Below are 18,531 nucleotides of genomic sequence, written 5' to 3' on the forward strand. Positions count from 1 at the left end.
AATTACCAGTCTAAAGCTCCTTTCTTCCATTCATATATGAACCCGATAGTAAGTACGAATAAGAAAAATATCATTGAGAAAAAGCCTATTTTACCTATCATATTAAGGCTAATAGCCCAAGGCACTAAAAATGCGATTTCAAGGTCAAATATGATAAATAAAATGGCAACTAAGTAAAAACGTATGTCAAATTTTGACCTTGCATCACTAAATGGTTCAAAGCCGCACTCATAAGGCTCTAGCTTATCTTTATTATATTTCTTTGTCGATAATAGGTTAGGTAAAATCATTATTAAGCCGGAAACCAATAACGCAATACCGAAAAATATAGCAATCGGTAGATATTCTTGTAAAAGTTCTGAGTTTTGTAGCATATGTTTTTATTGTTTTTCGTCATTGCGAGGAGAATTACACAGTAATTCGACGAAGCAATCTCAGGATGTTTGACGAGATTGCCACGCAGCCTACGGCTGCTCGCAATGACGTATGTTTAATGACAATATTCTATATCTATACCAAATAGCATCAATTATCAACGACAATATCAGGTTTAACTAGTAACTTCATTAAAACTAGTACCCAAATGCCGCTTGATATCCACCATATTTGCCAAATATTATATGAAATCATGCCGATAATATAGTAATTTATGAAGCATGAATAAGAAGCTGCTCTAAAATTAGAACTCTTTATATTATTGATTTGTTTTAAGTATTTATAAACTAAGCATAAAAATAATATTAAACCTATTATACCGAGTTCAAGAGTAATTTGTAATATATTATTATGAGGGTGTAGCGGCAAAGGATGCCATTTTTCTCCGTTGTAATTGATCATTTCACTATTATTGACTTTGATATATTTAGAAGAAGCAAAGCCATAGCCTAAAATCGGCTTTAGGGTGATTTTGTTTGCAACGAAATGCCAAATAAATAAACGATGAGCAGCGGAAGGTTGTGTAGCTAAATATTTTTCAGATAAATCTCGTGGTTCTATTTGTTTAGCTATAACTGGAAATAGTAACGAGCCGGTAATTAAACTTATTGCAATTAATTTGAAAAATATCGGCTTTATAAGCCTTGCTAAAATAAATATTACTCCTCCTATACTAAAGCCTAAAAAACTTGCTAAACTATCGGAAATACTTAATAAATAAAGCACTAATATATATAGCATTAATGCGTGTCTTCTTTTACCGCTAGAGAGTAAAATTATAATCGCTACCCAAGAAGTAATTGAAAGTAAAGCACAGCCCCGATCTAGCATATATAAACCAAAACTAGCTTTGAATGTTCTTGTTAAAAAACCGTGAGAAGAATATTCGATGAAGAATAATAATATTGCCGTGAGAATTCCTAAAATCAGAGAATTCTTAAGCTGTACGCGATTCCCGAAAGGAACGCAATTACTAACTGTAAAGCCAAGAAATAAAAGTATGAAAACTTGAATAAAAGTAGCTAAACTATTAATAGGACGAATTGCGAATAAACAAGATATAAAGCACCAAGCGGTGAATAATAGTTCGGTTTTTATCGTCATTGCGAGGAAAAACTGTAAGTTTTGACGAAGCAATCTCAGGAGACCTGCTTTATGAGATTGCCACGCTCCTTTTAGTCGTTCGCAATGACGATTAATACCTCGCAGAAATAACATTAGCAAAAAAATTGTTACAGTAGCTGCAACCGATAAGCCTGCTACCATCCCAAGGCTTGGAATTAAAAATATTAAACTTGAAATTAAATATTGCATCTAAAAACAATCTTTAGCAAAAATTTCGTAGATTGGGTGTTCAAACGTTGAAAGTGAAATGCTTGAAGAAATCATCCATCCTTGAAAGAGTAAATTAGGATCTTCGTCTATTTTATATTCCGTTATGGTCATCAACAAATAATTATCTTCATTATACGGATCAAGGTTTTTTATACATTTATGCAATTTGATTTTTATATTACCGAAATATTTTTCCTCTCCAACTTTAAAATTAATTTCTTCAGAAGTGGCAGTAATTTTATTTAGAGCAATAATTTTACCGTTTGTATAGCTCTTAAACTCGGAACTATCATTAATATTATCGTTTGAGTTTAAAACAGGATGATTTTCATCAAGAGGGATAAATACATCGTTTTCAATATCTTCGGTTGTAGTAACCGACTCTAAATTCTCTGCAAATATAGAAGAGTAAGTACATATGATCGTGATAAAAACAATTCGTAGTAACTTCATAAATAAACATATTATTTTTCAAAATTATATACTATAGGGGATTAATGGCAATGATAATTTGTGATAAGGTTTTAACGTCATTGCGAGAAGAATTACATAGTAATTCGACGAAGCAATCTTAGGATATTTGACGAGATTGCCACGCTCCTTTCAGTCGCTCGCAATGACGATGTAGGTACAATGCTCCATTCTAAAGAACTCTTAAATTCTATTTTATGACAGGATTTTCATAGCTTTATCATTAAGGTATTTAATACTATTAACCCGGGAGCGGAGTATTACCCAAGTAAACATATAAGAATAATTACCGATTATTTAAATGCGGTGCAAAGCGGTGATATTAATCGTTTAATAATCAATATACCGCCAAGGAGTTTAAAATCTATTTGTGTTAGTGTTGCTTGGCCTGCTTATTTACTTGGGACAAGTCCCACCAAAAGGATTATGGCTGCCAGCTACTCTCAAATACTTAGCATTAAACACTCACTAGATTGTCGGTTTATTTTAAATTCCGATTGGTATAAGGAACTTTTTCCGAATACTATCCTTAGTAAAACACATAATCAAAAAAGTAAGTTTTTAACAACAGCTAACGGCTTTAGATTTGCAACATCGGTTGGTGGATCGGCAACAGGCGAAGGGGGTGATATCTTAATTATCGATGATCCTCATAACCCTACGCAAATCCATTCTTATAAAATACGTAAGAAAGTTATAGATTGGTTTGAGCAAACTTTTGTGAGCAGACTGAATAATCGTAATAAAGGAGCGATAGTTCTAGTTATGCAGCGTCTTCATAGTGATGATTTATCCGGTTATCTACTTAATAGTAGCAATTCATGGCATCATTTAAAAATTCCGGCAATTAGCATTCAAGATTACTCCTTTAAATTAATGAATAAAGAATATCAATACCTTAGCGGTGAGATTTTAGATAGCTATAAAGAACCTCCTGATTGCTTAGCAAAGTTAGAGCAGGAAATAGGTAGCTATAATTATAATGCTCAATATTTACAAGAACCTATAGCTAGGGGGTCATCTTTGCTTAATATGGAGGATATTAGCTTTTATGAAACTCTACCTGAGAAGTTTGATTATTTTGTGCAAAGCTGGGATACGGCAATTAAAATTTCTGAAGATTCCGATTATAGTGTTTGTACTATATGGGGGATTCTTGAGCAGAAATATTATCTAGTATTATTAGTACGGAAAAAAATTAATTATCCTGAGCTTAAGAATTTGACAGAAAAATTAGCTAGAGAATATCAGCCAAAATTTATATTAATCGAGGATAAAGCAAGTGGTCAACAATTGATTCAAGATATAGGGTTTTTAGGCGATAATATTAGAGTGATCGGGATTAAGCCAAAACTAGATAAAGTTACAAGATTCGCCTCGGTAGTTCCCTTATTTCAATCAGCTAGTGTTTTAATACCAAAACAATCAAGCATAGTTTTAAAGGAATTACTGAATTTTCCTCATATTAAAAATGACGATATAGTAGATTCCGTTAGCCAGTTCCTGAATTTTATGAAAGATAAATCGTTAAAGCAACCCGCAAGGATTAGGAGTATACTCGTTTAATTTGAAAAATTGGCGTTGTTGCTTCTCGCTTTTAATCCTCACGTAGTAGTCCTACGCTGCGGTTAAAAGCTCCGAGGTGCCTTGCTCTTTTCCAAATTAAACTTCGTCTAGCTATCAGATAAAAATAGTTGCTTTTTTGTATGGATGTTGGTAGTATTACAGCGGTTTAGTAGTGGCTTTAAAAACGTCATTGTGAGGAAAGGCGAAGCCTTGACGCGGCAATCTCAGGAATTTTGTGCTGCTTCATGGGATTGCCACGCTCCTTTTAGTCGCTCGCAATGACGATAGACATAATAAAAACAACCAAGGCTGGGTAGCAAAGTGGTAATGCCGTGGACTGCAAATCCTCTATTCGTCGGTTCGATTCCGACCCTGGCCTCCATATAAAAATCATAAAATCTTATGGAATTTATTTCGCAATTCCTAGAAATGCTCTTAGCGGAGCGAGCATTATCAAAAAACTCCATACTTAGCTATAAGCGTGACCTATTCGATTTTCAAAATTATCTTGCTAAACAAAGATTATCCGAATTAAATATTACCACAGAGAATGTTAGAGATTGGATTGAGTATCTAGCAAGTAATGATTTACAGGCACGTTCAATTAACCGAAAAATATCGACTATAAAAAGCTATTATGAATTTTTAATTAGCGAAAATCATACTGCCTTTAATCCAGTTCTTAACGTAGATTTACCGAAATATCAAAATAAACTTCCCGAAATATTGTCTATAGATCAAATTAAATCGTTACTTGAATATTGCTCGCAAGATAATTCTCCTGAAGGTATACGGCTTAATGCTATGATTCATTTGCTTTATGCTAGCGGCCTTAGAGTCTCGGAGCTTGTTAGCCTTAAGCTTACTGATATTCTGACTAATAAAACATCTAAAGGAGAAGTAAGAAAAATATTTTCGGTACTTGGTAAAGGCAATAAAGAAAGAGTCATAGTAATAAATGAACAGGCAGTTATCTCTATTGCTAAATATCTTGCAATTAGAGATGTTTTTGTGAATAAAGCTAAACCAAAAAATCTCATTTATTTATTTCCCTCATCAGCTTTAGCAGGTTATATGACTAGGCAAAATTTTGCAATTCTGTTAAAATCTGCCGCTCTTTATGCCAATCTTAACCCTGAACATATTTCTCCTCATATATTACGCCACAGCTTTGCAAGTCATTTACTTGAGGGCGGAGCAGACTTAAGAGTAATTCAAGGGTTACTCGGTCATGCTGATATATCAACTACCCAAATATATACTCATCTTCAAACTAATCATTTAAAAAAAGCATTATTGCATCACCCTCTTAACAAAAATTAATTTATCTTAATCTTTTATAAAGTGCTTGTTAATATTTTTTAACTAAATATAATAAGCCTTTTTAATTTAAGGAATAAATTATATGAAGCTAAAAGAAATTATGCTCTCTTGTATTAAAGCTAGAGAAATTGAAGAAAAATATCCTAGATTAGCTCAAAAGAAAGAATCAGGATTCAATGTTTATTCCGGGTTAGGTCAAAGAAACTTAGAAAGAGAAGAATTATGTGATGAAGCATCACATAATTTAGCAAATTTAGTTATCCAAGAAATAGATAACGAAAATTTTGATTTTGGGATTTTACAAAAGATGCAGCAGGCTTTTAGCATTGCAAGTAAGCAAAAACAAAGAAAAGCTTTTATAAGTTTTTTAGATAAAGAGCTTAATAAAGAGCAATTACATAAACTCAGTCAAGCAATAATGGAAAATGCAGATAAATTAATGCCGGATGATGATCCTAATTTCGTTTGTCGTACTACTAATAATAAAGTTTTCCAAGAAATATTATTATTGCAAGCAGAAAGAAACAATTTTGCTGTAGAAGTTGATAAAAAAGGAGCTTTAAAAATTAACTTTCCTAGCAAGATACTTGAACTTTACAAGTTATTAGTAGATAATTTTTATTTGAAAAACTTTGAAAAAGAGGAATTACAGAAAAAATTATATCAGGAATTATTCCATGATTGTCAAATTCCTTTTGAAGAACTAATTGAAAAAGAGGAATTGCAGAAAAAATTATATCAAGAATTGTTCCATGATTGTCAAATTCCTTTTGAAGAATTAATTGAAGAAGTAAGTTTTTTTGAAAATTTTATTGAATGCTTAAAAGAATTTTATATTAAAAATAGCTTAGCACAAAGCATAATGTTTTTACTTGTAAGTAAATATATCGAAGAACATGATGTAGCAAAAGAATTATTTAAGTCAGAGAGGTTTAAAAAAGTAAGTGAATTAGAAAAATTTAAACCATACTATGATATTAATAAGGGCGATGAAGTAGATAGTTATGTATTTAATTCTATATTAAATGATGTAAAAGGTGTTTATATTAGCAATTTAGCATCTTCAAATATATTAGAGCTAGTAAATCATAGTCAACCAGATGGTGAGATAGTATCAATAGAAATTCTAGGAAATAGCGAAAGTCCAGTATGACTTTCTAGATACTGTCTTAAAGTTTTGATTATAAATATAGTAAAAACCTCTAGAAATTAATTTAATCTATCATTAATATTTAAATAATTATAAGTTAGATTAATATTAAATATGGCTACAAAAAATAAAAAAGAAACAGTGAATACTGAAACAAAAAATTTAGCAAATTTAGTTATCAAAGAAATAGGTAACGAAAATTTTGATTTTGATGTTTTGCAAAAGATGCAGCAGGCTTTTAGTACTGCAAGTAAGCAAAAACAAAGGGAAGCTTTTTAAGTTTTTTAGATAAAAAGCTTAGTAAGGAGCAGTTACATAAGCTCAATCAAGCAATAATGGAAAATGCAAATGAATTAATGTCGGATAATGATCCTAATTTTGTTTGTCGTACTCCTAATAATAAAATTTTTCAAGGAATATTATTGTTGGAAGCAAAACGCTCAGGTATGAAAGCAAAATTTAATGATAAAGGAGAATTACAATCTCTTGATGTAAAAGATATAACCCAGGAAATATTAGATCACTATCGTATTTTACAAGAAAAATTTTATCCTAAAAGAAATTCTAAAGATTTAGTAGATAGTAGAATAGCTCAAAGTATTAATTTTTTATTATATGCTCCACTTTTTCGAGAATCAGAAATATATGAGAAAATATATAAAAAATCACCGGAAGAAGCATTGAAAATAGAAGGAGGAATAGCTGCTCCTAACGGTAAGTATGTTAAACAATTAGTAGATGCTAAAATAGGAACCAATATACATTTTAATACCAAAGAAAATTTAGAAAATAAAGCAAATGAAGGAAAAGAGATTAAGATATCTTCAATAATTGAAAAAGCAATAACAACACTTGAGAAAGACAAAAAGGTAAGTATTGAAGATAAGAGACGAGAAGAAATAAAAAGGCATTTATCTAAATCCTTAGAAGGAGCTTCTGATTATATATTAACATTCAAAAAAAATGATTTAGTAGATATAATACATCAAGAATTAGATAAAAGACAAACTTGGTGGTCAAAGATTGTTAATTATATAAGTATAAAATCATATTCCATTTCTAAAGAAAATCTTGAGAAAATAGGAAAAATAATAAATAGTGAAATTAAAAATTCTCATACTCCTTTAAAGGTAGAAGTACAAGAACAGTTTAAATAAATCTCAAAAGAGTTAAATAGATTAAATAATCCGGCATTGCCGTCAGAAGCTAAAAAGGTTCAGGCAAAATCCAAAAAACCGCCTGTTTCTCCAAAACCCGAACACCTCAAAAAAAGAAATCATGGATTATAATGTCATTCCTAGCTAAAAGCGGGAATCCAGAAAAAAAGCGAAATTATTTGAGCCTTTAGTTTTAAAATTTAGTACATTTATATTTTTTAATGACTAGATTCCCGCCTACGCGGGAAAGCATTGTTGCATGAATCGATTTTTCGTCATTGCGAGAAGAATTACGCAGTAATTTGACGAAGCAATCCAGTAAAAATTCTGTATATCAGAATTTTTTTAATTATTTTTCTGGATTGCCGCATCGCTTCGCTCCTCGAAATGACGACCTTCAGTATACACGCAACAACGCCACGCAGGAATGACATCGAACACGTTTAATGATCTATGCAATAATAATTTATAATTTATTACTTCCCATAATATTGTAACCGCAATCTACATAATGAATTTCACCGGTAACACCTTTAGATAAATTACTAAATAAATATACTGCTGCTCCTCCTACATCTTCTTGGGTAGTATTACGTTTTAACGGTGCGGTTGCAGCGTGAGATTTAAGCATAGTACTAAAATCACCTATTGCACTAGATGCTAGAGTTTTGATAGGTCCTGCCGAAATAGCGTTTACTCTAATATTATTTTCTCCCAAATCGGTTGCTAGATATTTTACACTAGCCTCAAGTGCAGCTTTAGAAATCCCCATTACATTATAATTAGGTATAACTTTTTCAGCACCGTAGTAAGTTAACGTCACAATGCTTCCGCCGTCATGCATTAAGGCTTCTGCGGACCTTGAGAGTTCTAAAAGAGAATAACATGATATATGTAAAGAATTATGAAAATTTTCTAAGCTAGTATCAACATAACGTCCTTTTAATTCATTTTTATCGGCAAAAGCCATACCGTGAAGTAAGAAATCGAAGCTACCCCATTTCTCTTTTATATCATCAAATAAATTACTAATTGATTTTGGATTCGTAACATCAAGTTCGCTAACAAAATTACAACCTATTTCCTCAGCGAGTGGTTTAACTCGTTTTTCTAGTACTTCCGATTGATAAGTAAACCATAGCTCTGCTCCGTGTTTTTTAGCAAGCTGTGCAATCGCCCACGATATTGACATATTATTTGCAATGCCTGTAATTAAGCCTTTTTTTCCTTGTAGTAATCCTGTAGTCATTTATTTACTCATTATATTAAAACTTGCTGAAATGATAGCATGATGTATTATTTTGTAAACAAATAATCGATAAAAATGTATAAACCTAAAATCATATGTTTACTGCTAGGGATGTTAAGCGGTTTAGTTTTTGCTCCGACTTTTTTTATACCGGCATTATTAACGTTATCTTACTTATGTTATATAGTTCAAAAATCCGAAAATTGGCAAGAAGCTGCAAAATTTGGTTATTTATTCGGTTTTGGACATTTTTTAAGTGGAATATATTGGATAAGTATAGGCGTTAGCGTTTATATTGCAGATTTTTGGTGGGCAATTCCTTTTGCGTTATTTGGGCTACCTATAGTTTTAGCTTTCTTTATATCGGCAAGCTGCACGCTTAGCTTTTTTGCTAAGAATAATAAATATTATCAATTTATATTTTGCATATGTTGGGTATTATTCGAGTGGGTACGTTCGTGGATTTTTACCGGTCTTCCTTGGAATTTGATCGGTTATGCTTTCTCGTTTTCAGATATTTTAATACAGACTTTAAGTATAATAGGGATATATGGACTTAGTTTTATAGTTATATATATTTCTACATCAGCTTATCCTTTATTTAGGAAGCAATTTACTCAGTTAAAAATATTACTAGCTAGTTCAGTCCTAATATTAAGCGTAATTGTCATTTACGGAGCAGTAAGGCTAAGTAATAACCCTACAAATTTCACTGATATAAAAGTACGCTTAGTGCAGCCTTCAATACCTCAAACCGAAAAATGGAATGAAGAAGAATTTTGGCATAATTTAATGCTACATATTAATTTATCGGAAAATTCTGAACCCACCGATTTAATTATTTGGTCTGAAGCAGCATTAATAGTACCTGATGATATACCGCAAGTTAAATCAGAATTATTACAAATGCTAAATTCTACAAATGCTATTTTGATAACAGGAGGGATCTCGGATAATAAAAAACAAGGTGATGAGTTTGAACTTTACTCAGCTATGTATGCTCTTGATAAAAATGATCATAAATTATTTGAATATCATAAATCACATTTAGTACCTTTCGGTGAGTATATGCCTCTTAAAAAGATACTACCGTTTAAAAAATTAACTCACGGTTTAATTGATTATAAAGAAGGAGACGGAGGGCTTGTTTATCTTGAAAAATATAATCTTAAAATTAAACCTTTAATTTGTTATGAATCTATTTTTCCTGATTTTGTACGGACGAATAATGAAATAGTCGATGTAATAATTAATATTACAAATGATGCGTGGTATGGTAAATCAAGCGGTCCATATCAGCATTTTCATATTAGTAGAAGTAGAGCCGTAGAGAACGGTTTACCTATGATTAGAGTAGCAAATAACGGTATTTCAGCTATAGTAGATCCTTTTGGTAGAACAATAGAAAAACTAAATCTGAATGAAATAAATTATACTCAAGGTTTAATTCCTAAAAAACTAAACTCTCCTACTATATTCTCGCAATTTGGTAATTTTACTATTCTATTACTCATCGTTTTTATACTTTTAATTAATTATTTATTAGCCTTAATTCTTGATAACTAAAGGGTTTTAGCATTATTATATTAAATTTTTAATAAAGTTGCTTGATTAAATATAAAGTAATATATATACTACATTTAAAGTTGAATAGCTTTATTAATAATTGATTTTTAATAATTAAAGCTTATTGTTAAAATGAATGATTCAATAAAACATCCGGACAAACTCGCAAGTGAACGTTTAAAAGAACGACGTCTTGCTGTAGGTATTAGTCAAAAAGAATTAGGGCAAGCTTTAGATATTAGTGCTCTCCAAGTTAAAAAATATGAAGAAGGTTTAAGTAATATACCTATAAGTAGGTTATATGTTTTTGCAAAAGTTTTAAATACGCCTTTAAAGTATTTCTTTAATAGTTCTGAAGAAGAAAAGTTAAAAACTGACGATGAAAATACTTCTAATAATAAAATTGAATATCTATTCAAAGAAATAGAAAGTGATTTCTTAAATAATATTGCTGAAGAAGAAGGGCAATATGAAAATGACGTCTCTTTTGATTATAAAGAATTATCAAGGACTATGGAAAGAGAACTTTTATCTTTAACTAGAGCATTTACTAGAGTACAAAATCCAAATATTAGAAAAATAATAATTGAACTTGTCAGATCAGTATCTATATCTTGTGAATAATATTAATTTGTTAAGATTAATGATTGTTATGATACCAGTTTAACAGGTGAAGAGCCACCAGTAAGCTGGACTGCAGGTCAAGATGTTCTATCGCAATTAATAGGGCAAACGGTATTAGAACAAACAGAAAATACATAGTTTAAGAAATGAATTTCTTTTTCATTTTGCAAGCCTTGCTGCATAAGTACTGAATCATCATTGCGAGCGGGCATTGCCTACGTGGATATTTGAACCGTCATTGCGAGGAGCGAAGCTTTGCTGCAATCCAGAAAAAATAATAAAAAAATTCTGTAAATCAGAATTTTTAACTGGATTGCTTCGTCAATTACTTCGTAATTTCCTCGCAATGACGGGAAAACCGGTCCATGCAACAATGCCTTGTGAGGAGCAGAAAATCCGTTCGGTGTCATACCGTGGCTTGACCACGGTATCCAGTTAAAAATACTAAAATTATTAGTATTTGTTTGTTATTTTTATGGCCTCCGTGGTCAAGCGAACTAAGTGACACAGTGCGTTTTATCGGGCCATGCAACAATGCCACGCGGGAATGACATAGAACAAAAACGTCTCGGTACTATAAGGTCAAGCCACGGGATGACAGAGGTACAATCGATCCACGTAGCAACTTTATGCAATAATAACTTTTCACAAAATCGGGAATGGCATTGAAGTATGGCAATCTCAGGTAATACTATTTATTGGTTATTGACATAATCTTAAAATAGTGCTAAATATTAAAAATTAAGAGACTATCTATAAATAAGTTTAATTAGTAGTTAAAGAGCTTTTTTAGCAAAAATTGATAAGATTTTTTGAAAGAATATTATTTGTATTTCAAAAAAATCTTACTATTTGCAGCAAAAAATAATTTAATTAGCCTTAAAATTTATTTACAGATAGCCTCTAAGGTAGAGTTTTCTTGACTATTTAGCTTCTAGTCAAAGAAAGATAGGTTTTTTATCTTTACTTTATATTTCTACAGTTAAAAATATTTATGATATCTTTAAAGGGTAATAGTTTAATACAAAATTGGCGTTGGCGTAGATAATTTTTTGCGTTTATATGTTTGCTATATGCAAATTTAGATTTTGATTATTAAATTATAACTTATGACAGGATATTAAAATGTTATCTCTAATATTTTTCAAAAATTTTTTTCTTTTCTTTTTGTTTTATTTATCACAGCTGCAATTTATGCGGATCAAAAAAAGTAGCAATTATTGTTCCGCTTGAACATGCTGCAATGACCGAGATTATATTGGGAATTAAAGAGTCGCTAAAAGACATAGATACAGAAATCATAGTTAAAAATGCTCATGCTGATTTTAATATTTTGCTTGCCATTGTAAAGCAAATAAAAGATCAGGATATTGATGTAATAATTCCAATCGGCACGACAACCAGCCAAACTGTTATTTCTCATATAACAAATAAACCGATTGTTTGTGCTGCTGCTATGATTAACAGTAAAAACCTACCTTTAGTTACCGGTGTTAACGATGAGATAAAAATCACCGACACCATTAGTAAATTACCTTTTTTACAGAATATCACTTTAATTTATAGCAGTAGCGAGAAAGTTATACCTGAAGTAGAAATGTTAAAATTATATACTGGAAAAAACAATATTTCTCTGCACACGGTAATGATACAAAATTTAAATGATATGCCGGTCGCTGTAAAAAATGCTCCTGAAAATACGCAGAGTTTTGTAATTCTGAAAGATCATTTGGTAGTTAGCGGAATTAATATTTTAAAGCAAGAAGCATTTAAACGCCGTATTCCTATCATTGCTTCCGATGAAGGTTCGGTAATTAGTGGGGCAACTATTGCCGTAGGAGTGCAAGAAAAGCAAATAGGCGTAGAAGCGGGTTTAATGGCAAAAAAAATCTTACAAGGAACAGAGCCGAAAGATATTCCGTTTGGGGATATGCAAGACTTAACTTTGTTTATTAATCTTCAATCTCTATCAAAGCAAGTTATTCTAACTAAAGAAAATTTATCCGTACTTCCTTTTACTAAAAAAGAACTTACAGAGTAGTAACATGAACATTTTAGTTACTGCTCTTGAGCAATCCTTAATAATGTTGCCGCTTATTTTAGGGATATATATAAGTTATCGAATCTTGAAAATTACCGATCTTACCGTAGACGGTACTTATGTACTTGGTGCGGCGGTGTTTGCCCGCACTATTTCATTGGGGTTATTTCCTGCATTAATATTTGCCGTAATATCAGGCGGAATTATCGGCAGCATAGTTAGTTTTATGCAGAAGAATAACCGCATTAACGGGCTTATAGCCGGAATACTTGCAAGTTTTATGCTTTATTCCGTTAACTTGCAAATTATGCAGCGTCCTAATATATCGGTTCTTGGTATGCCGACTTTGCTATCTATATTAGATCTCGAAAATTGGTTAGTGCCTTTAATAATAATTAATTGTCTTATTATATTTGCTGTTATAATTTTATTAAAAGGTAAGCTTGGTTTATTTCTTCGTGCTTTTGGTTTTAATAAAGATTTATTGATTAATTTAGGGAAACCTGCTGAGCTTTATCGCACGCTTGGGCTTAGCATAAGCAACTGCCTAGCTGCCTTAACCGGCACTTTATCGGCACAAATAAACGGTTTTGCCGATATTAATATGGGTTTTGGAGTGGCATTAGTCGGTATCGGTGCGATTGTCATAGGGCGGCATATTTTAATTCATGCTAATAATTTTAATGCGTTTAAAGAGATATTTTCTTGTTTTATAGGTATATTATTTTACTTTATTGCTCTGAGCGTTTTACTCCGAATTGGCATCGATCCCATAAATCTTAAGCTTATTTTAGGAATAGTGTTATTTATTTCATTGAGTACGGTGGGTAAGAAATAATATGGCTCGAAAATCGTCATTGCGAGGAGATGCCATAGGCATCGACGAAGCAATCTCATGAAATAATATAAACTCCTGGGATTGCTTCGTCAAAATTTTCAATTTTTCCTCGCAATGACGGAAAAAACGAATACATTTTCGATTAAAAAGACAAAATTATGAAACCTTATTTATATGCAGAAAAAATACAGTTCAAAGTTAAGGAAAGAAGTAAGCCTATCTTATGATGAATATCAGCTTTAAAATTAAAATCAGATAATAATTGAAATTTTGTTTGATCATCAATATTAGAAATTAATAATGATTTGAATACAAGCTCTTTATCTATATTCATATCTAGTAATTTCTCGCTCAAAATCTTGAAATCCATCGTATTACCTATTTTTATTGTAGCACCGGATTTAAGAAAAAGTTCAGCTAATTCTTTGTGCTGACCTAATATTGCCCTATCTAAAGGAGTAAAATTATTATTGTTTTCAATATTAACATCAGCCCCATTTTGAAGTAAAAACTTGGCAGCTTCTATATTGTTAGTACCTATTATATTGTGTAAAATAGTATCCTCGTAATTATCTTTAGCATTAACATCTGCACCATGATTAAGTAAAAGTTCGGCAGCTTTTAGCTTGTTATTATATATTGTACCATGTAAAGCAGAAGCACCAAAAGAATCTTTACTATTAATATCTGCACCTTTTTTAAGTAAAAGCTCCATAGCCTCAATATTTTCGTTAAATGTTGCGGCATGTAAAGGAGAATGCCCACAGAAGCTCTTTATTTCTAAGTCAATATTAGTAGTATTTTCAAATAAAAATTTCATTTTATCTATTGAATTATTCATCACTAAAAGATATAAAATCGTTTGTCCGGAATTATCCGGAATATTAGGGCTAGCCTTATGTTTAAGTAAAAATGCAGCTCTATCCATATATCCTGTAAATAATGTATTGTATAATGCTGTTTCTCCACGCTCATTTTTATGTTCATCAATATTAACTCCACTTTTTAATAAAGCTTGAACTTCGCTAAGATCGCCGTAAGCGAGTTTTGCGAATAAATTATTTTTGTTATAATTGCTCATCATATATTTTTCTCTTTTTTAAATTAGTTGAAATTATTATTTTCATATAACCTCTAACTAAATTTAAAAAAATTAAGAGATTAGAAATAATATAAAAATATTGAAGTGAGATTATATACAATATTTTTAATTTTTGCAAGCAATAATTAATTTTTTAACTATTTATATAGATTTTGGATAAAACCAAACTAGGAGTAAACAGATTAGAAGCGTGATATTTAAGAGTAGATTATACTCCGTCATAGAAATATCGAAGATTTTGATTGCGGGTTTCGTGCAGGAGGTGATTGGCTGCGAGTAGAACATTTGCTTGATATGTTGTATAGACAAGCCTTTCGGGATACGGCTCATCGATGAGCAAAGAGCACTTGGTTGTACTATCCCTCTTTCTACGAAACTATGATATGTTGATAATATGCAAGAGCTAAGAATAGTTAGGAGAATGAATATTAAAGTATATTTGCTTAATTGTCTGATGATTAAAGCAGTTAAGCAAATTTTGATTAGCGTTAAATAGGGAAATCTTTCGTAAACGCATAAAGGGCAGGGTGTATAATGGAATATATATTCAGCAATATAAGCGGTAGCAAGTGCTATTATAGAAATTGCAATTAGTCCTAAATGTAGAACTTTATAGCTATCTTTTCTGATGTAATTTATAATAGTAGTAAATGGCATGGGTTTTATTTTTTTAAGGAACGTCATTGCGAGCGAACGTTAGTGAGCGTGGCAATCTCAGGATGTTTTACAAGATTGCCACGTCGCTTCGCTCCTCGCAATGACGTTAGTTTATTCTTTAAAATCGTAAAAAATTCAAGTGATATTTTACAAATAAATAAATTTAGTATATTGTCACTGATTATTAATTAAAGTGCAAGAAAAATAAATGTCAGAAATTTGGGAAGATGCTATTAAGTCAAACGCTTGGCCTTTTGTCGAGGCTAAGAAGATATTAGATAGCTTAAACGGTAAAGTTCCTGAAAAAAACTATGTATTATTTGAAACGGGTTACGGTCCTTCAGGTTTGCCTCATATAGGTACTTTTGGTGAGAATGCTCGTATGGTGATGGTGCAGAAAGCGTTTGAGCAATTATCCGATATTTCGACTAAGCTAATCTGCTTTTCCGATGATATGGACGGACTTCGTAAAGTACCGAGTAACATCCCAAATCCTGAAATGGTAGCTGGGTATATGGATATGCCGCTTACTTCTATCCCTGATCCATTCGGTGAATGTGAAAGTTATGGGCATTATATGAATGCAAAGCTTCGCTCATTTCTTGATAAATTCGGCTTTGAGTATGAATTTTATAGCAGTACTAACTGTTATAAAGCCGGTATGTTTGATGAAATGCTGATAAGAGTGCTAGAGAAATATGACGAAATAATGGAGCTGATGCTACCGACTTTTAGAGAAGAGCGAAAGGCTACCTATTCGCCTTTCATGCCTATATGCCCGAAAACGGGTAAAGTGCTGCAAGTGCCTATAGAGAAATGGGATGCTAAAGCAGGTACTGTTAGATATAAAGACGAAGCCGGTAATTATGTAGAAGTGCCGGTAACGGGAGGGCATTGCAAATTACAGTGGAAGCCGGATTTTGGTATGCGTTGGGCTGCTCTTAAAGTCGATTATGAAATGTACGGCAAAGACCATCTAGCAAATGCTCGGCTTTATTCGGAAATTTGCCGAATCCTAGGAGGCAAGCCGCCGGTGCAGCTATGTTATGAGCTATTTTTAGATGAAAACGGTGAGAAAATATCAAAATCAAAAGGTAATAGTATTAGCGTTGATGATTGGCTTAAATATGCTCCCGTTGAAAGTATGGCATTATTTATGTACCAAAATCCGACTAGAGCTAAGCGTTTGTTTTTTGATGTAATTCCTAAAAATGTTGATGAATATATTACTTTTAATCAGAAATATCATTTAGAAGAGGATAGGGCAAAGCGTTTTGCAAATCCAGTTTATCACATACATCACGGAAATGTACCGAAAATTGAGACTTTTGGCATTACCTATGCGTTGCTTTTAAATCTTACTTCCGTGTGTAATCCTTCTGATAAATCGGTACTTTGGGGATTTATTAGCAAATATGAGCCAAAAGCAACTCCAAAGACTAGTCCTTATCTTGACCACTTAGCAGAATTTGCTATAAGATATTATAATGACTTTATTAAAGCATATAAATCATATTTAGCTCCTTCTGAAAAGCATAAGGTTATTTTACAAGATATATTAGATATGTTATCTAGCATATCTGATCAAACCGAAGCTGAAGCGATTCAGAAAGCAATATATGATATAGGAATGAAAGCAGGATATGAAAATCTGCGTGATTATTTCAAGGATCTATATCAAATATTGCTTGGGCAAAGCGAAGGTCCAAGACTTGGGACTTTCATAAAGCTTTACGGTATAAAAGAAACGATGAAGCTGGTTGAAGGAAAGTTGTATACTCGATGAACTTCAAAAATTGGCTACGTCGTCCTACAAGTACTGCGGTGCTCACGTATTAAGTATACGCTCCGCTCCTCGTCTTGTGGACTTCTTGCTCTTTTTGAAGTTGATCTTCGTATACTTTCACGTTGTATTAATGTTATTCCTGCGTGGGCATCTAAGCGTCATTGCGAACGAACGAAGTGAGTGCGGCAATCTCAAGAATTTTGTATTGTTTCATGAGATTGCCACGTCAAGGCTTCGCCTTTTCTCGCAATGACGTTAAAATAAAAACTATTAACAAATGAATGAAATTTTTTGTAGTACGTTACCTATTTTTTTAATTACGCTTCTTGGTAGTATTATCAAAAATAAATGGTTAACTTCAGAAGAATTTTGGCGTGGTATTGAGAAATTATCGTATTTTGTACTATTTCCTGCCATGCTGTTTAATTACGTATCTACTGCCGACTTAAGCGTTGCATCGATAATTAAGTTAGTAGTGGCTCTTATTATTTCCACTATCCTTGTATCAATTGGTCTTATAATTTACCAAAAAAAATATAATATAGATAAAATCCAATTTACTTCCATTTTTCAAGGATCAATTCGTTATAATAGCTACATTTTTTTTGGAGTAAGTAGCCCGCTGCTTGGTCCTAGTGGGCTTTCTATTGTCGCCGTTATTTCTTCTTATATGATTATTTTTACCAATATTTTATCGGTAATGATTTTCGCTTATTATATCCCTAATAAATCCGTTACTAATACTATTAGAACTAGTTTTGTTTTAATGATGAAATTAATTGTGCGTAACCCGTTAATTATCGCAAGTTTAGTAGGGTTCGTTTTTAATTACTCAAATCTTGAATTACATTTAGGGCTTAAGAAAACGCTAGATAGTCTTTCTAATGCTGCTTTAGCTATTGGTATGTTAAATGTTGGAGCAGGGCTTAATTTTACTATTAGGCGAGAGGTTTTACACAATGTAATGTTTACAAGCTTTATTAAATTAGTTGCATTTCCTCTAGTTAGCGTAATAGTATTATGGTTAATGTCAATTGAGGGGATAGATAGATCGGTAGGAATATTATATAGCTGTCTTCCATGTGCAAGTACGGCTTATGTTCTATCTCGTCAGCTTGACGGTGATCCTGATTCTATGGCGTCGATTATAACATTTACTACTTTTTTCTCAGTGGTTACTATATCAATTATTATGTATGTAATGGGGTGAATTTACCACGTCATTGTGAGG

General features: G+C 31.9%; 14 protein-coding genes, 1 tRNA gene and 4 pseudogenes. 13 read left to right on the plus strand and 6 right to left on the minus strand.

The window, feature by feature from the left end; all coding sequences use genetic code 11:
* Positions 1 to 2 precede the first annotated feature (2 nt).
* The 3 genes from RF_RS03045 to RF_RS03055 all read right to left on the minus strand — a co-directional run bounded on the left by RF_RS03045 (position 3) and on the right by RF_RS03055 (position 2,223).
* On the minus strand, positions 3 to 374 hold the full coding sequence (locus RF_RS03045; protein WP_011270899.1) for an NADH-quinone oxidoreductase subunit A: 372 nt from the start codon (positions 372 to 374) through the stop codon (positions 3 to 5).
* 151 nt (positions 375 to 525) lie between these two features.
* On the minus strand, positions 526 to 1,749 hold the full coding sequence (locus RF_RS03050) for an O-antigen ligase family protein (protein WP_011270900.1): 1,224 nt from the start codon (positions 1,747 to 1,749) through the stop codon (positions 526 to 528).
* Positions 1,750 to 2,223 (minus strand): DUF2155 domain-containing protein, encoded by a 474-nt coding sequence (locus RF_RS03055; protein WP_011270901.1) that lies wholly within the window; start codon positions 2,221 to 2,223, stop codon positions 1,750 to 1,752.
* Positions 2,224 to 2,547: 324 nt separating this feature from the next.
* Between RF_RS03055 and terL the strand changes: the two genes are divergently transcribed.
* The 5 genes and pseudogenes from terL to RF_RS03080 all read left to right on the plus strand — a co-directional run bounded on the left by terL (position 2,548) and on the right by RF_RS03080 (position 7,569).
* The gene (gene terL / locus RF_RS03060; protein ID WP_011270902.1) at positions 2,548 to 3,807 is read left to right on the plus strand and encodes a phage terminase large subunit; all 1,260 of its coding nucleotides are present in this window, start codon (positions 2,548 to 2,550) and stop codon (positions 3,805 to 3,807) included.
* A 307-nt stretch (positions 3,808 to 4,114) separates the two neighbouring features.
* Positions 4,115 to 4,189: transfer RNA gene (locus RF_RS03065), tRNA-Cys, on the plus strand.
* 20 nt (positions 4,190 to 4,209) lie between these two features.
* Positions 4,210 to 5,130, plus strand: coding sequence for a site-specific tyrosine recombinase XerD (locus tag RF_RS03070; RefSeq protein ID WP_011270903.1), 921 nt, complete (start codon positions 4,210 to 4,212; stop codon positions 5,128 to 5,130).
* 82 nt (positions 5,131 to 5,212) lie between these two features.
* Positions 5,213 to 6,283: a DUF5410 family protein gene (locus RF_RS03075; protein ID WP_011270904.1), complete on the plus strand. Its 1,071-nt coding sequence runs from the start codon at positions 5,213 to 5,215 to the stop codon at positions 6,281 to 6,283.
* A 111-nt stretch (positions 6,284 to 6,394) separates the two neighbouring features.
* Positions 6,395 to 7,569: pseudogene (locus tag RF_RS03080) on the plus strand (DUF5410 family protein).
* A 334-nt stretch (positions 7,570 to 7,903) separates the two neighbouring features.
* On the opposite strand, the gene fabI reads toward RF_RS03080, so the two are convergent.
* Entirely contained in the window at positions 7,904 to 8,686 is a 783-nt protein-coding gene (gene fabI / locus RF_RS03085; RefSeq protein ID WP_011270907.1) for an enoyl-ACP reductase FabI, read from the minus strand.
* 75 nt (positions 8,687 to 8,761) lie between these two features.
* Between fabI and lnt the strand changes: the two genes are divergently transcribed.
* The 6 genes and pseudogenes from lnt (at position 8,762) to RF_RS03105 (ending at position 13,755) form a co-directional block, all read left to right on the plus strand.
* Entirely contained in the window at positions 8,762 to 10,252 is a 1,491-nt protein-coding gene (lnt, locus tag RF_RS03090) for an apolipoprotein N-acyltransferase (protein WP_011270908.1), read from the plus strand.
* Positions 10,253 to 10,384: 132 nt separating this feature from the next.
* Positions 10,385 to 10,876, plus strand: coding sequence for a helix-turn-helix domain-containing protein (locus RF_RS03095; protein ID WP_011270909.1), 492 nt, complete (start codon positions 10,385 to 10,387; stop codon positions 10,874 to 10,876).
* A gap of 18 nt (positions 10,877 to 10,894) precedes the next feature.
* A pseudogene (locus tag RF_RS08785) lies at positions 10,895 to 11,014 on the plus strand (negative regulator of beta-lactamase); the annotation flags it as partial.
* A gap of 49 nt (positions 11,015 to 11,063) precedes the next feature.
* A pseudogene (locus tag RF_RS11945) lies at positions 11,064 to 11,236 on the plus strand (zinc ABC transporter substrate-binding protein); the annotation flags it as partial.
* Between the two features lie 770 nt (positions 11,237 to 12,006).
* A pseudogene (locus RF_RS03100) lies at positions 12,007 to 12,917 on the plus strand (ABC transporter substrate binding protein).
* Positions 12,918 to 12,921: 4 nt separating this feature from the next.
* Positions 12,922 to 13,755: an ABC transporter permease gene (locus tag RF_RS03105; RefSeq protein WP_011270911.1), complete on the plus strand. Its 834-nt coding sequence runs from the start codon at positions 12,922 to 12,924 to the stop codon at positions 13,753 to 13,755.
* Positions 13,756 to 13,921: 166 nt separating this feature from the next.
* Here the strand turns inward: RF_RS03105 and RF_RS08065 are convergent, their stop codons facing one another.
* The gene (locus RF_RS08065) at positions 13,922 to 14,839 is read right to left on the minus strand and encodes an ankyrin repeat domain-containing protein (protein WP_011270912.1); all 918 of its coding nucleotides are present in this window, start codon (positions 14,837 to 14,839) and stop codon (positions 13,922 to 13,924) included.
* Between the two features lie 159 nt (positions 14,840 to 14,998).
* Positions 14,999 to 15,514, minus strand: coding sequence for a disulfide bond formation protein B (locus RF_RS08790; RefSeq protein ID WP_081427752.1), 516 nt, complete (start codon positions 15,512 to 15,514; stop codon positions 14,999 to 15,001).
* A gap of 208 nt (positions 15,515 to 15,722) precedes the next feature.
* Here RF_RS08790 and RF_RS03115 point away from each other — a divergent pair, with 208 nt between their 5' ends.
* Both RF_RS03115 and RF_RS03120 read left to right on the plus strand, forming a co-directional pair.
* Positions 15,723 to 17,300: a lysine--tRNA ligase gene (locus RF_RS03115; RefSeq protein ID WP_011270914.1), complete on the plus strand. Its 1,578-nt coding sequence runs from the start codon at positions 15,723 to 15,725 to the stop codon at positions 17,298 to 17,300.
* Between the two features lie 277 nt (positions 17,301 to 17,577).
* Positions 17,578 to 18,510 carry an AEC family transporter gene (locus RF_RS03120; protein ID WP_011270915.1) on the plus strand — a complete coding sequence of 311 codons (933 nt, stop codon included), beginning with the start codon at positions 17,578 to 17,580 and terminating at the stop codon, positions 18,508 to 18,510.
* The last annotated feature ends 21 nt before the right edge of the window (positions 18,511 to 18,531 follow it).

Source organism: Rickettsia felis URRWXCal2 (assembly GCA_000012145.1).
Taxonomy (GTDB): Bacteria; Pseudomonadota; Alphaproteobacteria; order Rickettsiales; family Rickettsiaceae; genus Rickettsia; species Rickettsia felis.

Excerpts from the sequence above, each read along its gene's own strand:
- RF_RS03045 (WP_011270899.1), bottom strand. The coding sequence starts at position 374 with ATGCTACAAAACTCAGAACTTTTACAAGAATATCTACCGATTGCTATA.
- RF_RS03050 (WP_011270900.1), bottom strand. The coding sequence starts at position 1,749 with ATGCAATATTTAATTTCAAGTTTAATATTTTTAATTCCAAGCCTTGGG.
- RF_RS03055 (WP_011270901.1), bottom strand. The coding sequence starts at position 2,223 with ATGAAGTTACTACGAATTGTTTTTATCACGATCATATGTACTTACTCT.
- RF_RS03070 (WP_011270903.1), top strand. The coding sequence starts at position 4,210 with ATGGAATTTATTTCGCAATTCCTAGAAATGCTCTTAGCGGAGCGAGCA.
- RF_RS03075 (WP_011270904.1), top strand. The coding sequence starts at position 5,213 with ATGAAGCTAAAAGAAATTATGCTCTCTTGTATTAAAGCTAGAGAAATT.
- fabI (WP_011270907.1), bottom strand. The coding sequence starts at position 8,686 with ATGACTACAGGATTACTACAAGGAAAAAAAGGCTTAATTACAGGCATT.
- lnt (WP_011270908.1), top strand. The coding sequence starts at position 8,762 with ATGTATAAACCTAAAATCATATGTTTACTGCTAGGGATGTTAAGCGGT.
- RF_RS03095 (WP_011270909.1), top strand. The coding sequence starts at position 10,385 with ATGAATGATTCAATAAAACATCCGGACAAACTCGCAAGTGAACGTTTA.
- RF_RS03105 (WP_011270911.1), top strand. The coding sequence starts at position 12,922 with ATGAACATTTTAGTTACTGCTCTTGAGCAATCCTTAATAATGTTGCCG.
- RF_RS08065 (WP_011270912.1), bottom strand. The coding sequence starts at position 14,839 with ATGATGAGCAATTATAACAAAAATAATTTATTCGCAAAACTCGCTTAC.
- RF_RS08790 (WP_081427752.1), bottom strand. The coding sequence starts at position 15,514 with ATGCCATTTACTACTATTATAAATTACATCAGAAAAGATAGCTATAAA.
- RF_RS03115 (WP_011270914.1), top strand. The coding sequence starts at position 15,723 with ATGTCAGAAATTTGGGAAGATGCTATTAAGTCAAACGCTTGGCCTTTT.
- RF_RS03120 (WP_011270915.1), top strand. The coding sequence starts at position 17,578 with ATGAATGAAATTTTTTGTAGTACGTTACCTATTTTTTTAATTACGCTT.